Annotated in this window: 12 protein-coding genes and 2 pseudogenes; 9 read left to right on the top strand and 5 right to left on the bottom strand. The window is 60.1% G+C overall.

Going from position 1 to position 14,520, the window contains the following annotated elements:
* Position 1: 1 nt before the first annotated feature.
* The 3 genes and pseudogenes from P0D89_RS37415 to P0D89_RS37405 form a co-directional block, all read right to left on the bottom strand.
* Positions 2 to 835: an ABC transporter substrate-binding protein gene (locus P0D89_RS37415; protein WP_408366442.1), complete on the bottom strand. Its 834-nt coding sequence runs from the start codon at positions 833 to 835 to the stop codon at positions 2 to 4.
* 34 nt (positions 836 to 869) lie between these two features.
* Complete coding sequence (locus tag P0D89_RS37410; RefSeq protein ID WP_408366440.1) at positions 870 to 1,772, bottom strand: ABC transporter permease; 903 nt, start codon at positions 1,770 to 1,772, stop codon at positions 870 to 872.
* Positions 1,769 to 1,897, bottom strand: a pseudogene (locus P0D89_RS37405) (ABC transporter permease subunit); the annotation flags it as partial. The pseudogene P0D89_RS37405 and the gene P0D89_RS37410, both read right to left, overlap by 4 nt.
* 3 nt (positions 1,898 to 1,900) lie before the next feature.
* Here P0D89_RS37405 and P0D89_RS37400 point away from each other — a divergent pair.
* Positions 1,901 to 2,002: pseudogene (locus P0D89_RS37400) on the top strand (IS6 family transposase); the annotation flags it as partial.
* 419 nt (positions 2,003 to 2,421) lie between these two features.
* Here the strand turns inward: P0D89_RS37400 and P0D89_RS37395 are convergent.
* Together P0D89_RS37395 and P0D89_RS37390 are read right to left on the bottom strand one after the other, a co-directional pair.
* On the bottom strand, positions 2,422 to 3,336 hold the full coding sequence (locus P0D89_RS37395; RefSeq protein WP_408366438.1) for a response regulator: 915 nt from the start codon (positions 3,334 to 3,336) through the stop codon (positions 2,422 to 2,424).
* The gene (locus P0D89_RS37390) at positions 3,323 to 6,805 is read right to left on the bottom strand and encodes a hybrid sensor histidine kinase/response regulator (RefSeq protein ID WP_408366436.1); all 3,483 of its coding nucleotides are present in this window, start codon (positions 6,803 to 6,805) and stop codon (positions 3,323 to 3,325) included. The genes P0D89_RS37395 and P0D89_RS37390 overlap by 14 nt, the downstream gene beginning before the upstream one ends.
* A 717-nt stretch (positions 6,806 to 7,522) precedes the next feature.
* On the opposite strand from P0D89_RS37390, the gene urtA reads away from it, so the two are divergent.
* From urtA to P0D89_RS37350, 8 genes are all read left to right on the top strand, one after another.
* On the top strand, positions 7,523 to 8,695 hold the full coding sequence (urtA, locus tag P0D89_RS37385; protein WP_408366475.1) for an urea ABC transporter substrate-binding protein: 1,173 nt from the start codon (positions 7,523 to 7,525) through the stop codon (positions 8,693 to 8,695).
* 121 nt (positions 8,696 to 8,816) lie between these two features.
* Positions 8,817 to 9,734 carry an urea ABC transporter permease subunit UrtB gene (urtB, locus tag P0D89_RS37380; protein ID WP_408366434.1) on the top strand — a complete coding sequence of 306 codons (918 nt, stop codon included), beginning with the start codon at positions 8,817 to 8,819 and terminating at the stop codon, positions 9,732 to 9,734.
* Positions 9,735 to 9,757: 23 nt separating this feature from the next.
* Entirely contained in the window at positions 9,758 to 10,903 is a 1,146-nt protein-coding gene (gene urtC / locus P0D89_RS37375; RefSeq protein ID WP_408366432.1) for an urea ABC transporter permease subunit UrtC, read from the top strand.
* Positions 10,904 to 10,934: 31 nt separating this feature from the next.
* Positions 10,935 to 11,678 carry an urea ABC transporter ATP-binding protein UrtD gene (gene urtD, locus P0D89_RS37370; RefSeq protein ID WP_408366430.1) on the top strand — a complete coding sequence of 248 codons (744 nt, stop codon included), beginning with the start codon at positions 10,935 to 10,937 and terminating at the stop codon, positions 11,676 to 11,678.
* Between the two features lie 54 nt (positions 11,679 to 11,732).
* Positions 11,733 to 12,422, top strand: a complete 690-nt coding sequence (urtE, locus tag P0D89_RS37365) for an urea ABC transporter ATP-binding subunit UrtE (RefSeq protein ID WP_408366428.1) — start codon at positions 11,733 to 11,735, stop codon at positions 12,420 to 12,422.
* A gap of 67 nt (positions 12,423 to 12,489) precedes the next feature.
* Positions 12,490 to 12,744 (top strand): hypothetical protein, encoded by a 255-nt coding sequence (locus tag P0D89_RS37360; protein ID WP_408366473.1) that lies wholly within the window; start codon positions 12,490 to 12,492, stop codon positions 12,742 to 12,744.
* Positions 12,745 to 12,797: 53 nt separating this feature from the next.
* Positions 12,798 to 13,976 carry a formamidase gene (fmdA, locus tag P0D89_RS37355; RefSeq protein WP_408366426.1) on the top strand — a complete coding sequence of 393 codons (1,179 nt, stop codon included), beginning with the start codon at positions 12,798 to 12,800 and terminating at the stop codon, positions 13,974 to 13,976.
* Between the two features lie 102 nt (positions 13,977 to 14,078).
* Complete coding sequence (locus P0D89_RS37350; protein ID WP_408366424.1) at positions 14,079 to 14,372, top strand: FmdB family zinc ribbon protein; 294 nt, start codon at positions 14,079 to 14,081, stop codon at positions 14,370 to 14,372.
* The last annotated feature ends 148 nt before the right edge of the window (positions 14,373 to 14,520 follow it).

The following is a 14,520-nucleotide window of genomic DNA, read 5'->3' as shown; positions in this document are numbered from 1 at the left end:
TTCAGGTCGTGCACGATGTATAGCCACGGCGGATCATCCACCAGGCGCTCATTTGCTGCGCGATAGGAGGCCTGGATAATGGCGGGGTCCGTTGCGTTGGACAACGTATCCAGTTCCGTCTCGAACTTGTCGTCCTTCCCTTCGCCTTGTGCGCCGCATCCCAATAGCCGTCCCAGCGCGCCAGCGTGACGGACTGGTGCGGCACCACCCTGGCGATGCGAAACGGCCCCGTGCCGGCGGCCGGCAGCAGGGCGACGCGCCCCCAGTCACCCCCCGCCTTCTCGAACGAAGCCGGCGAGGTGAACAGGATGTAGACCACCATCGAAGGGAAATACGAGGCGGCCCTGGTCGTGGTGAGCGCGACCGTGTTGTCGTCGATCTTCCTGTAGCTGGCCAGCAGCTGCACGCGCGAGCGCGTGATGCCAGCCTCCCCCGCCTCGAACTGCGGGCTGTCGCTCCCGAAGTAGCGGTCCAGATTCCAGATCACCGCATCGGCGTTGAAGTCGGTCCCGTCCTGGAACTTCACGCCGTGCCGCAGATGGAAAATCCAGGTCTTCCTGTCCGGTGACTGCTCCCAGCTTGTGGCCAGACCCGGACGCAAGGTGGGCCGCCTGTCCGCATGCGTCAGGTCCCACAAAATCAGCCCTTCAAAGACCGGATAGCCGAGGAAGCGCATGCCCTCCCAGCCGTTGTTGGGCATGCCGGTCGTGGTCGGAATATCGGCTGTCGTCATGGCGATTCGCAATGTTCCCGCAGCCCAGGCTTGCGACTGCGACAGCAGCGCGCCGACCAACCACACAACCAAAGCCAAAACAGAACGACGAAAAATCATCATGGGCTCTCAGATAGTCATAGTGTCAAAGTGAGGCCTAGGCACGCACATCCATTGCCGCGCGCAATCCGTCGCTGACCATGTTGAAGCAGATACTGGTGAGGAAGATGCAGAAGCCTGACACCATGGTGACCAGCGGCTGGGTGTAGATCGCATCGCGCAGCGTGTTCAGCATCAAGCCCCATTCGGGCTCGGGCGGCTTGGTGCCGAGGCCGAGAAAGGAGAGCCCAGCAGCAAGAATCGTCGACACGCTGATGAGACCCGTCTTGTAGACGAAAATCGGCCCGAGCACATTGGGCAGCACGTGTACGCGGACGATGGTGAGGCTGCCGGCACCGCTCGCTCGCGCCGCTTCGATGTAGTCGAGTTCCCGAATGCTGGTGGTCACCGTCTCCGCCACGCGGATGATCGGCGGAATGAAGACGAGGGCGAGCGACAGAATGGCGTTCGAAATTCCGCCCCCGAGCGTCCCGCTGATCGCGACCGCGAGCAACACCGAGGGGAAGGCAAGGAACACTTCGGTCACACGCATGATCATCATGTTCACCCAGCCGCCAGCAAAGCCGGCGACGACGCCAAGCGTGCCGCCGATCGCCAAGGCGATGACGACGGGCGTGATGCCGAGCGCCCACGAGAGGCGGCCGCCATAAAACAGGCGCGTGAGCATGTCGCGTCCGAGTTCGTCGGTGCCAAGTGGGTAATGCTCGAACCCGATCGGCTTCAGGCGTAGCAGCATATTGGCCTGATAAGGGTCGTGCGGCGCGAGCGCGGGCGCCAACAGTATCGCCGCAAACATCAGCATGAGAACCGCGCCGAACACGATCGTCGTCTTGTCACGTGCGAGCCGGCGGGCGACGGTTTGCCAGTAGCCCTGGCTGTCCGACGCCGCCTGCCGGGCCTGGATCGCGAGATCCGCCTTGGTAGCCGAGATGCCTGTCATGACCGCTTGATCCTTGGGTCGAGGACTGCCTGCAGCAGATCCACCATCAGGTTGAGCGCAACGAAGAACAGAGCCAGAACAAGGATCGTGCCCTGCAACACAGGAATGTCGCGCTGGAAGATGGCGTACATCTGCTGCGCGCTTCTCTTTACCGCAAACACCTCGCGGCCCGGTTCGCCGCATGGCACGAATTTACCAATGTCACCCAAACTCCGTCCAATGCTTTCTGAGCCACAGTGCCTTATGCATCGACATCGACGAAGCCCCGTAAGTTGACAGTGCCGAGTTCGATTGTGGTACCCGACCTTGGCGCCCGCTCTGGGTGGATTAGACCGAGGTTCGCACCCGACCCGGCCAGGTGTTGCCTTTCAGCGATCCAACGATGCCTTCACCCAGACGGCCGGTCAGCAACAGAATGCTGCCCGATGGCCCACGCGTAAACTTCGGCCATTTGCAGACATTCGGGAATTGACGTGGGGACGGCGGCTAAATGTCGGCGGATTCGACCCGGTGCTGCAATCTTCCCAAGACCTGGCCGAGGTTACTGACGCAAAACTATCCGCGTCGAATTCCGTTACGAGGGATTTCACGCACCCGGCTGCGAGTGAGACCTCGAGGCGCCCGCGATGCAACGGCTCGCCGACGCGCCTCACTGCATGGTGCGCCGGGTCACCACATTCAAAGCCATGCGTGCGGCCGAGGTACGGGTTTCCACACCGAGCTTTTCGAAGACGTGTTCAAGGTGCTTGTTGGCGGTGCGCGGGCTCATGCCGAGGATATCGGCGATATCGCGATTGGTCTTGCCCAGCGCGACCCAATACAGCACATCGGCTTCGCGAGGAGTTAGCCGGAACGCCTGCATCAACGCGGCGGGTCCGGGCGAACCGGCCTTGCATTGGATCAGCAGCAGTTCCTCGCCCTGCGCGCCGCGACGCAGCCGGCTGACGATAAGTTGTTCACTCGCGGCCATCAACTCGAACGGCCTGACCTCGGGAGCCTCGAGCGCGTCATGAAGCCAGCTGCACAACGCGGCCGGCAGACGACCGTGTGCATCGAGTGAGCTGCGCAGCCACGACAGGGCAAGCGGCGTCATCCACAGCACTTCGCCGTTGGGGTCCACGGCGACCACAGCCTGGCCGGCAGCATCCATCGCCGCCCGGGTTTGCACGACCAGGCGTGAATTGCGCAGGTGCGAAGCGATGCGCACCATTACTTCGGCCGGACGAATCGGCTTGGTGATGTAATCGACCCCGCCCGCCTGGAAACCCTGCAGAATATGCTCGGTCTCCGTCAAACCGGTCATGAACACCACCGGAATCGTACGGGTCTGGAGGTCCTCCTTGAGCTGTCGGCAGGTCTCAAAGCCATCGATGCCGGGCATCACCGCATCGAGCAGGATCAGATCCGGCGGCAAGCGGCGGGCGCGGTCCAATGCCCCCGCGCCGTCGGTTGCGACCAGCACCGTGTAGCCCGATTTATCTAGCAGCGTATGCAGGATAGAGAGGTTTTCGGGGGCGTCGTCAACAATCAGGACGACATCGCGAAGCGGATCAGGACGTAGCATCGGGGTTCGCCTGTATGGTTCGGTCAAGGTATCGCAAATATTCAGGAAGGTCGAAGCGCTCGACATGCGTGCGCAAGATCCCCGTGAAAACTCCATAGGACGGGTCCAGCTGCTCGATCTCGCTGAGCTTGTCGAGGATGCCACGCACGTACCCGAGGCTGCCGACCTCGTGCAGGCTGCGCAACAGTTCCGGGTCGGGTAACGCGACTTCGGTTGGTGGAATCGCGGTTGCCGCGGCGGGGAGCGGGTCTGCTGGCGCTATCTGCGCCGCATCAGCTGGCATTGCCGGGACCCACTGCAGATTCAGGCGCTCGCGGATCAATTCCAGCAGTTCGACAACATTGACAGGCTTGACGAGGAAATCCTCGTTGCGAATGCCGGCTGCGTTTTTCCGGCCCTTGTCGAATGCATTGGCCGAGACCACGATAATCGGCGCATTGCTCAACAGATTCGCGCGAAGCAAGCGCGCGGTTTCCCACCCATTCAGTTGCGGCATGCCGATATCGAGCAGGATCAGGTCGGGTGCGAACGAAGAGACGGCGCGCAGCGCCTCGATTCCGGAAGCGACTTCCTGAACCTCGAAGCCCAGCGGCTCAAGCAGCTTGACGTGCAACTCGCGGTCCACCCGCTCGTTATCTACCACCAGCACACGGCGCGTCGGGCCGGCATAGCCGCCGATCGGCAGTTTAGGAACGGTTGGAACCGGCTTCGGGTCGCGCACTTCCGGCAAGAACAACTGGACGCGAAATGTGCTGCCGCGGCCGGTCTCGCTCGTTACGGTCAGGGTGCCTCCCATCACGTCCGTGAGCATCTTGGCGATGGTCAGGCCTAGCCCTGTGCCGCTTTCCGAGCCGCCCGGAACATTGGCGCCGCGCTCGAACGGCAGGAAGATGCGAGTCAAGTCATCCGCATCAATGCCCACGCCGGAATCGATGATTTCGAAGACGGCCATCTCCCGGCGGTATTGCAAGCGCAGCGTGACATCGCCGCGATCGGTGAACTTCACCGCGTTGCCCAGGATATTGATGAGGACCTGGCCCACGCACTTTTTATCGGCACGCACGGCGCAGGGCAAATTGGGCGGCGCCTCGTAATGGAAGGTGATGCCCTTGGCACGCGCCTGCAAGCTCACCATATCGGCTAACTGCGCGACGAATTCGGGAAAGCGCACTTCCTCGACTTCGAGCGTCATCTTGCCGGTCTCGATCTTGGCGATATCGAGCAGGCCGTCGATCAACGAAACGAGATGCTCCCCGCTGCGGCGAATCACCGCCAGTGCGAGATGGCGGTGGGGAGGAATGGACGTGTCCTGTTCGAGCATCTGCGCATAGCCGAGAATGCTGTTGAGCGGCGTGCGCAATTCGTGGCTGATGCCGGTGACATAGCGGCTCTTCGCTAAATTGGCTCTTTCGGCTGCCTGCTTTGCACGTTGCAACTGCGCATCGGTGCGCTGGTGGGCATCGATTTCCTCGAGCAGCAAATGAGTCTGCCGGTTCGATTCCTCTTGCGCAACGCGCCGGCTTTCGGCCGTCAGCACACTCCACCAGCAGCCAATCCCGCCCGCGAGCGCCAGCACCGCAAACAGTTTCAGGAATGCCGCACGCAGTAGCACGTCGACGGCCGGCGAGAGTTCGTTGACAAGCACCGACTCCTGCGTATAGATCAAGCTGAGAATGGCGGCCAGAATCATGGTCACCAGCACGAACAGCAGCAGGTACTGGCCGATGCGCGTATTGAAACGGGTCGACAGCGCCTTGGGCAAAAGCCAGCGTATCACTGCATTGGTCTGTTCGGATAGCCGTGCGCCCGGTTTGCACACGTCATGACAACGCGCATCCAGCGTGCAGCACAGAGAGCAGATCGGTCCTTCATAAGCCGGGCAGTGCGCCATGTCTTCGGTTTCGTACGCCTTGTCGCAAATGCAGCAGCGAATCGACTGATAGCCCTTGCCCAGCGGAACGCCGGCCAGCGCGACCGGCTGGCGCGCGATGTAGTATTTGCCGCCGGTCGCCCAGGCGATCGCCGGCGCGGCAATCAGGGCGGTCGCGAGCGCAATGAGCGCCGAGAACGCGTGGGCAGTCTCGCCCAGCACATGAGTAAACGCCAGCACCGACAGCGACGAAGCAATCAGCGTCGCGCCAACCCCCACCGGATTGATTGCGTACAAATGAGCGCGCCTGAATTCGATGCCCTCGGGGCTCAGGCCAAGCGGTTTGTTGATCACGAGATCGGCCACGACCGCGCCCACCCAACTGATCGCGATATTCGAATAAAGCCCGAGGACCTGTTCCAGTGCGCGGAACACCCCAAGCTCCATCAGCATGAACGCGATCAGCACATTGAACACGAGCCACACCACACGGCCCGGATGACTATGGGTCAGCCGCGCGAAGAAGTTGGACCACGCCAGCGATCCCGCATAGGCGTTGGTCACATTGATCTTGAGTTGCGACAGGATAACGAAGAAGGTAGTGACCAGCAGTGCCGTTTCAGGCGAACCGAACACGTATTTGTACGCGACGAGGTACATCTGGGTCGGTTCGACCGCGCGGTCGGGCAGCACCTCATGCTGTATTGCGAGGAAGGCGAGGAAAGAGCCGCCTAGCAGCTTGGCCACACCAAGAATGATCCAGCCCGGGCCGGCACTCAGCATGCATAGCGTCCAGCGGCGCTTGTTGAGCGCGGTCCGCTCGGGCAGAAAGCGAAGAAAGTCGACCTGTTCTCCGACCTGCGCAATCATGGAAATCAGCACGGTGGTGGCGGCACCGAACATCAGCAGGTCGAAGTGGCCGTCGCTGCCGGCGTTGCCGAGAAAGCTCGGCAGTTCACGCAGCAGGCCCGGTTCTTTCCAGATCACAGTTGCATAGGGTAGCAGCAGCAACACGACCCAAAGCGGCTGGGTAAATGCCTGCAAGCGGCTGATCAGTGTAATGCCGTGCGTGACGAGCGGGATGACGATCACCGCGCAGATCAAATAGCTTAGCGAGACGGGGATCTTGAAGTACAGCTGCAGCGCGAGCGCCATGATGGCGGCTTCCAGCGCGAAGAAAATGAAAGTAAAGGACGCATAGATCAGCGATGTGATCGTGGAGCCGATATAACCGAACCCGGCGCCCCGCGTCAGCAGATCCATATCGACGCCGAATTTCGCGGCGTAGTAGCTGATCGGAAGGCTTGCCAGAAAGATGATCACGCCGACAAACAGGATCGCCCAGAGCGCATTGGTGAAGCCGTAACTGACGGTAATCGATCCGCCAATTGCTTCCAGGGCGAGGAATGAAATCGCGCCGAACGCAGTATTGGCCACCCGGAACTCGGACCATTTGCGAAATGTGCGTGGTGTGAAACGCAGCGCATAGTCTTCGATGGTTTCGTCGGCGACCCAGGTGTTGTAGTCGCGCCGTACCTTGATGATGCGCTGGACGGGTATCGCGTGTGGCAGCGCTGATTCGGGGGAGTGGTTCACCAAAATTATTCGGGATCGGACTGTGGACGGAACGAAGCGCCCAACAGACGCAAGCAGCATGCCACGTGCCCACGGTCCGTATGAAGCTAGCAAGAGCGTGCAGAAGCCAGCGGCGCTGGATATGCGCTGCGCAGGTGCAAGGCGGCGCGCGGCGCGCCCCTAATGTGGCATTGCTGCACCGGGACAGTGCGATGGCGTTTTCTCACCGAGATGCCAGCGCCGTTGCTCACTGCTAACGCGGCCTCTTCACGTGCCAATTTCACGTGCCAACTTCCCCTTATGCGCGTCGCGCATAGCGCCGCCCCGCGAGCCGGCCGATACGTCATTTGACGTAGGACCGCGCACTCTCCATGCAGCGACGCGATTGCAGGTGCCGCAAACCCGCTCGTGCCAGCGCATTGCGGCGCTCGTACGGTAGCGCCGCGCGCTGGTAAGTCAAATGACGTATATCGATGCGGAATTCGGATACCTATCCTGCACCCGCCTTCAACGACAAACAAGCCAATGTGTCGGCGCCATGCAGGCTGGCGCGTGCACTTCGCGTCACGCCCGGCCCGCCGGCCAGACCTGAAAACTACGCAGAAAGGGACTTTGAACATGACACAACGCTTCGACGACAACGGCGGCGACCACGCTGACGAGTCATCCGCCCACGCTGCCGAACCTGCCTCTCCGGCTCGCCGCAAAATTGCTCTTGGCCTGGCTTCGCTGCCGTTTGCGATGATGGCCAAGCCGTCGTTCGCTGCCGCTCCACTGACTTCGCAAGTCAGCACGACGGGCAGGGCGGTCACAGATAGCACAGTGACGGTTGGTCAGTTGCACTCATCAACCGGTACGATGGCGATCAGCGAGACCGGGTCGATCCGTGCCGAACGCCTCGCGATCGAACAGATCAACGCGATGGGCGGGATCCTCGGGCGCCAGATCAAGGTGATCCAGGAAGACGGCGCCAGCGACTGGCCGACCTTTGCGGAAAAGGCGACCAAGCTGCTCGAAAGCGACAAGGTCGCCACTGTGTTCGGCTGCTGGACATCCGCGTCGCGCAAAGCCGTTCTGCCGGTGTTCGAAAGAGACAATGGCCTGCTCTACTACCCGACCTTCTACGAAGGCCTGGAACAGTCGAAGAATGTTTTCTATACCGGCCAGGAAGCAACCCAGCAAGTGCTGGCCAGCCTGAGCTGGTTCGCCAAGGAGAAGAAGGCGAAGACCTTCTATCTGGTCGGTTCCGACTACATCTGGCCGCGCACCTCCAACAAGATCGCCCGCAAGCACATTGAAAACGTGCTCCACGGCGAAGTAGTCGGCGAAGAGTACTACCCGCTTGGCAACACCGAGTTCGGTTCGCTCATCAACAAGATGAAGTTCAAGAAGCCGGATGTGATTTTCGCTGACGTGGTGGGCGGTAGCAACGTCGCGTTCTACAAACAACTGAAGGCCGCCGGCGTGACAGGCGACAAGCAGCTGTTGCTGACGATCTCGGTGACCGAAGATGAGTTGCTGGGGATCGGAGGTGAAAACTTCCAGGGCTTCTACTCGTGCATGAAGTATTTCCAGAGCCTGGACAACCCCGCCAACAAAAAATTCGTTGCGGCATTCAAGGCCAAGTACGGCAATGACGCAGTGATCGGCGACGTGACCCAGGCCGCGTACCTCGGCCCGTGGTTGTGGAAGATGGCCTGCGAGAAAGCCGGCAGCTTCGACGTCGATAAGGTGGTGGCGGCTTCGCCGGGTCTGGAGTTCAAGGACGCGCCAGAAGGCTACGTCAAGGTTCACCAGAATCACCACCTCTGGAGCAACACGTTGATCGGTCAGGGTCAGCGCGATGGTCAGTTCAAGGTCGTCTACAAATCGGACTTGATTGAGCCGAATCCGTTTCCGAAGGGCTATCAATAAAAACCGTGAAAGTCGCACGGGCGGCCGCTAACACGGCCGCCTGTGGGAAGCCGCAGTAGTTACCGCACTTTTCGATGTTCAAGGCAGCCTGCTCGAATGCAGGCCGCGCAGGGGATTAACCATGGCTTGGTTCTCGCAGTTCGGCGCGATCGTCGCTATGCAGGGTTTCAACGGCCTCTCGGTCTTCAGCGTCTTGCTGCTGATGGCGCTTGGCCTGGCCATCATTTTTGGCCAGATGGGCGTGATCAATATGGCGCACGGCGAGTTTCTGACGATCGGTGCCTACACCACTTACGTGTTGTCGGTGTTGACCCACAAATATGCACCGGCACTGCAACCAGTCTATTTCTTCGTGGCTGTTCTGGTGGCGTTTGCGGTTGCTTTTGCATTCGGCTACCTGGTGGAATGGCTGCTGATTCGCCATCTCTACCGGCGTCCTCTTGACACGCTGCTGGCGACGTGGGGTCTATCGCTTGCGATGCAGCAAACCTTTCGCTCGGTGTTCGGCTCCGAAGAAGTCAGTCCAGATCTTCCGCAGTGGCTGATGGGTTCGCTCACGCCCTATCAGGGCCTCGATATTCCGATCAACGGCCTGATGGTGATGGTCGTCACCATTGTGCTCACGGCGGTCCTGCTGCTGTTTTTGTACAAATCACAGTGGGGCGTGAAAGTGCGGGCCACGACCCAGAACCGGGTCATGGCGGGCGCGGTCGGGATCAACACCGGCAAGGTCGACCGCCTGACCTTTGCGCTTGGATGCGGGATTGCCGGCATAGCGGGCGCGGCGTTTACGACCATCGGCTCGACCGGCCCGACAAGCGGCTCGCTTTATATCGTCGACACCTTCCTGACCGTGGTCTTTGGCGGCGCGCAAAGCCTGTTCGGCACGATTGCGTCAGCGTTTTCGATCGCTCAGACCCAGTCGACAACCGAGTTCTTCCTGTCCGGCTCGATGGCGAAAGTGCTGACGCTTTCAGCCGTGATCGTCATTCTGATGCTACGTCCGCAGGGCCTGTTCGCAACCAAAGTGCGGCGCTAATTGTTCGATCGCAGGAGAACGCAATGAATTCGGGATCTCTAAAGTGGCTGGGCGGACGCTCCGGTGTGATGGGGTTCATCTGGTTGGGCCTTCTGATACTGGTGCTGTTGCCGCTGACGCTGGACATCTTCCGGCTGAACCTGGTGGGCAAATACCTGACTTACGGGTTCGTGGCGATCGGACTCACGCTGTGTTGGGGTTACGGCGGCATCCTTAGCTTGGGGCAGGGCGTGTTTTTCGGTCTGGGCGGCTATTGCATGGCGATGTTCCTCAAGTTGGAAGCATCCGACCCGATCAGTACCAAGATTCAGTCGACGCCGGGTATTCCAGACTTCATGGACTGGAACCAGATCACTCACCTGCCGCTGATGTGGGAGCCCTTCAGGCACATGTGGTTCGCTGTGGCGGCGGTGCTGGTGGTGCCGGCCCTGCTGGCCTTCGTGATCGGTCTTGCCATGTTCAAGCGGCGCGTCGGCGACGTGTATTTCGCCATTGTGACCCAGGCGATTGCCGCCATTCTGTCGATCCTGATCATCGGGCAGCAGGGGCTGACCGGTGGCGTAAATGGCATTACCGATTTACGTACGATGCTCGGCTGGGATATCCGCACCACTTCGGCGCACTACATCCTTTACTTCGTTAATGCGGGCCTGCTGTTCCTGTGTATCGCCTTTGGCAAGTTTCTGCTTTCGAGCAAGCTCGGCAAGCTGCTTGTGGCGATGCGCGACAAGGAGGAACGCGTACGTTTCTCGGGCTATGACGTGGCCGCCCTGAAGATATTCGTGTTCTGCGTCGCGGCCGTGTTCTCTGCCATCGGCGGCGCGATGTTCACGTTGCAGGTGGGCTTCATGTCGCCCTCCTTCGTGGGCATTGTCCCGTCGATCGAAATGGTGATCTTCTGTGCAGTGGGCGGGCGTACATCCCTGTTCGGGGCCGTTTACGGCGCCTTGCTGGTGAACTTCGGCGAGTCGTATTTTTCGGAATCGTTCCCGCAGCTCTGGCTGTTCCTGATGGGCGCGCTCTTCATTGGCGTGGTGATGTTCTTCCCCAATGGACTGGCGGGCCTTTATGAAAGTCACGGCAAGAAGCTGCTGGCGCGCTTACCGGTTGCCGGCTATCTGCGACGTCGCGGGCTGGTCGCAACTTCAGCTTCCGAACCTAAGGCCTGACGCTCGTCTACCCGCAAATACAGAGAACATCATGGCTCAAAAAGATTTTGTTTTATCGGTTGAGGACCTGACGGTTTCATTCGATGGCTTCAAGGCTGTGGACGGCTTGAACCTCTATGTGGACCGCAATGAAGTGCGTGTGGTAATCGGTCCGAACGGTGCGGGCAAGACGACCGTGCTCGACCTGATCAGCGGGAAGACGCGCGCCACCGGCGGCAGCATCAAATTCAAAGGCCAGGAGTTGACGAAGATGAGCGAGCACATGATCGTCCGCACCGGGATAGGCCGCAAGTTCCAGACTCCTTCGATCTACGAAAATCTTACGACGTACGAAAACCTCGAAGTGTCCTTTCCCCGAGGACGCAGCGTGTTCGGTGCCATCGCTTTCCGGCGCACGGCCGACGTCGACGAACGCGTGCGCCAGATTGCGGAGGAAGTATTCCTCACCGAGATGCTGGATCACACCGCCGAGTTGCTTAGTCACGGCCAGAAGCAGTGGCTCGAAATCGGCATGTTGCTTATGCAGGATCCCGAACTGATGCTGCTGGACGAACCGGTTGCCGGCATGAGCGTGTCCGAGCGTGAAAAGACAGCCGAACTGCTGGCGCGAGTGGCAAAGAATCGGTCGGTGGTGGTGATCGAGCACGACATGGAGTTCGTCAAGAACATCGCGCACCGCGTCACTGTGCTGCATCAGGGAAAGGTGCTGGCCGAAGGCAGCATGGAAGCGGTGCAGTCCAACCCGAAAGTCATCGAAGTGTATCTCGGGCATTGAAGCTCGATCCTGCAGCGCCAGAACGGCAACTTTGCATATCAAAAGGAACACCTTATGTTCAACGTTAGCGGACTGGTCTCGGGCTACGGTCAGAGCGAAGTGATCCATCAGCTCGACTTGAGCGCCGCCGCCGGCGAAATCGTCGCAGTGATGGGGCGCAACGGCATGGGTAAGACCACCTTTTTCAAATCGTTGATGGGGATCCTGCCGTGCCGTGCGGGAAAGGTGGAAGTGGCCGGCGTCGACGTCGCAAAACTGCAACCGTTCGAGCGAGTCGCGCATGGGATCGCCTATGTGCCGCAAGGCAGAATGATTTTTTCGACCCTCACAGTGCTCGAAAACATCAAGGCGGGTCTGCCGGACTCGGCGCACGGCAAGGTGCCAGCGGAGGTATTCGATCTGTTTCCGGTTCTCTACGATATGCGCGATCGCCGCGGCGGTAATCTGTCGGGCGGGCAGCAGCAACAACTCGCCATTGCGCGCGCGCTTGTTACCAATCCGAAGGTACTGTTGCTCGATGAGCCTACTGAAGGAATCCAGCCTTCCATCATCAAGGACATTGCCCGCTCCCTCAAGGAGATCCGCACGCTCAAGCAACTCACCATCATCGTTTCCGAGCAGGTGCTCAGTTTCACGATGGACATTGCGGACCGTTTGCTGGTGATCGAGAAGGGCCGCTTCGTCCATGAGAACCGGCGCGACGAAGTCGATATCGCAAAGATCAGCGGTTACCTGTCCGTTTGATATCCGAAATTATGCGATGCAGCGCGGAAACCCGACGCGCGCTGCTTATTGGAAAGGAGTGAGCAAGATGATTGGCTACATGTACTACAACCGCTTCGGCCATGCCGGCTTTACCGACCGGCATAAAGGTCGTGCCGCTGCGTCGGTGCAGACCTGCCCGGTTTGCCTGCTGCGCGTCGACGCACGCGGAGGCACGTTGCCTGACGGCATGGTGCTGGAAAAAGCCGAATGGACAGCCAAGGTCTGTACGCAGATCAAGGACGACACCGTCAACGGCGGCTATCAGGCCGGCTGCGCCGCATGTGTTTATCCGGCTGCCTGAGTCGGGACTTTAAGCCGCAGTGCAATTGCAACGTGATACCACGGAGAGAATAGATGCAACATTTCACCATTAAACCTGGCGTGCCGCTTGCCGAGCAAGCCGAACTCGGCCATAACCGCTGGCACCCGGATATTCCGTTTCTGTCGACGGTTAAGCCCGGTGAAGAGATCATCATCGAGTCGCTCGATTTTCTCGATGCGCAAATCAAGGACGATGACGGCACCGACGACGTGCGCGACATCGACCTTACCCGTGCCCACCCGCTGACCGGTCCGTTCCATATCGAAGGGGCGGAGCCAGGCGACTTGCTGGTTGTCGATCTGCTCGATATCAAACCGATCACGCCGGTAGGGTTTTCCGGCGTATTCGCGAAGAGCAACGGCGGAGGTTTTCTTGGCGACTATTTCCCCGATCCGGCCAAGGCGATTTGGGACCTCAAGGGTTTGTACGCGACCTCGCGCCATATTCCGGGCGTACGCATCGCCGGGTTGACGCACCCTGGCCTGATGGGCTGTCTGCCGTCCGCCGAATTGCTGGGCGAATGGAATCGCCGCGAGGCGCCCCTGGCGGCACTGGGTCTTGCCAAACCGCCCGAGCCGTCTACCGCCGTGCTGCGCGGCGTGAGTGGAGCTGCGTTCGACCGGATGGCGAAAGAGGCAGCGCGCACGGTTCCGCCGCGTGAACATGGCGGTAACACCGACATCAAGGACCTTTCCAGCGGAACCAGGATTTTCTTCCCGGTTTACGTCAAAGGCGCGGGATTCTCGATGGGCGATCTGCATTTTTCCCAAGGCGACGGCGAGATCAGCTTTTGCGGCGCAATTGAAATGGACGGCGCGACCCATGTCGGCTTCGACCTGATCAAAGGGGGCATGGCCAAGTACAACCTGAGCGCGCCGGTTTTCATGCCGAGCCCGGTCAGGCCGCACTACGACCAATGGCTGACCTTTGAGGGCATCAGCGTCGAGAACGGCAAGAACTACTACATGGATGCGACGGTCGCGTACCGCCAGGCTTGCCTGAAGGCAATCGATTATCTGATGCAGCATGGGTTCACCGGACCGCAGGCATACATGCTGCTCACCGCGGCGCCGGTCGAAGGGCGCATCGGCGGCATTGTCGATATTCCGAATTGCTCGGCCACCGTGTCGTTGCCGCTTGCGATCTTCGAGAAGAACATCGCCCCGACCGGGATGCTCAATGATCGCGCGTTCTGGGGCCACAGGAACTAACGGGGAGATTGACGGACAGGAAAGGGCGGGCATAGTCGTTCCGCCGAGACATCCGGCGCATTGCGCGCCGGCCTTTTTGACGATCGAACCGGGATACCTGCCATGCCTCTTTACGATATGCGTTGCCCCTCGTGTGAGGGCATCTTCGAAAAACTACTCGCCGTATCCAGGCGCGACAATCCAGTCGAGTGTCCTTATTGCGAGCAAAGCGTCGAGCCGGAAACGATGATTACCGCACGCAATGTGCAGGTCAGCGTCACCGAACAATGGAGGCCTCGCAGCCAGGCCGAACAGTTGACCGGAGCGGGCGTGACGGGCCCCGGAACGCGGGCCAAGGCGGGGCGCTCGAGTGTCCTGCATGTCTGCAAAGGCGGCAATTGTAGCCTTTGCGGCTAAGAGCGTGGATACACATTTCAGGAAGAAGCCCACACGCAGTTCACCTGCCGCGGGCCTGGTGTTTCCAAGGTGCCGGCCATGGCCGGCACGTGTTCGATTGGCACATTGACAGATGTGATGGGCAAGCTTGCCCGGGAGATGAGGTGGT

The organism is Paraburkholderia sp. RL18-085-BIA-A, assembly GCF_046027075.1.
Taxonomy (GTDB): Bacteria; Pseudomonadota; Gammaproteobacteria; order Burkholderiales; family Burkholderiaceae; genus Paraburkholderia.
This window is presented reverse-complemented; position numbering and strand designations above follow the sequence as displayed.

Excerpts from the sequence above, each read along its gene's own strand:
- P0D89_RS37415 (WP_408366442.1), bottom strand. The coding sequence starts at position 835 with ATGATGATTTTTCGTCGTTCTGTTTTGGCTTTGGTTGTGTGGTTGGTC.
- P0D89_RS37410 (WP_408366440.1), bottom strand. The coding sequence starts at position 1,772 with ATGACAGGCATCTCGGCTACCAAGGCGGATCTCGCGATCCAGGCCCGG.
- P0D89_RS37395 (WP_408366438.1), bottom strand. The coding sequence starts at position 3,336 with ATGCTACGTCCTGATCCGCTTCGCGATGTCGTCCTGATTGTTGACGAC.
- urtA (WP_408366475.1), top strand. The coding sequence starts at position 7,523 with ATGATGGCCAAGCCGTCGTTCGCTGCCGCTCCACTGACTTCGCAAGTC.
- urtB (WP_408366434.1), top strand. The coding sequence starts at position 8,817 with ATGGCTTGGTTCTCGCAGTTCGGCGCGATCGTCGCTATGCAGGGTTTC.
- urtC (WP_408366432.1), top strand. The coding sequence starts at position 9,758 with ATGAATTCGGGATCTCTAAAGTGGCTGGGCGGACGCTCCGGTGTGATG.
- urtD (WP_408366430.1), top strand. The coding sequence starts at position 10,935 with ATGGCTCAAAAAGATTTTGTTTTATCGGTTGAGGACCTGACGGTTTCA.
- urtE (WP_408366428.1), top strand. The coding sequence starts at position 11,733 with ATGTTCAACGTTAGCGGACTGGTCTCGGGCTACGGTCAGAGCGAAGTG.
- P0D89_RS37360 (WP_408366473.1), top strand. The coding sequence starts at position 12,490 with ATGATTGGCTACATGTACTACAACCGCTTCGGCCATGCCGGCTTTACC.
- fmdA (WP_408366426.1), top strand. The coding sequence starts at position 12,798 with ATGCAACATTTCACCATTAAACCTGGCGTGCCGCTTGCCGAGCAAGCC.
- P0D89_RS37350 (WP_408366424.1), top strand. The coding sequence starts at position 14,079 with ATGCCTCTTTACGATATGCGTTGCCCCTCGTGTGAGGGCATCTTCGAA.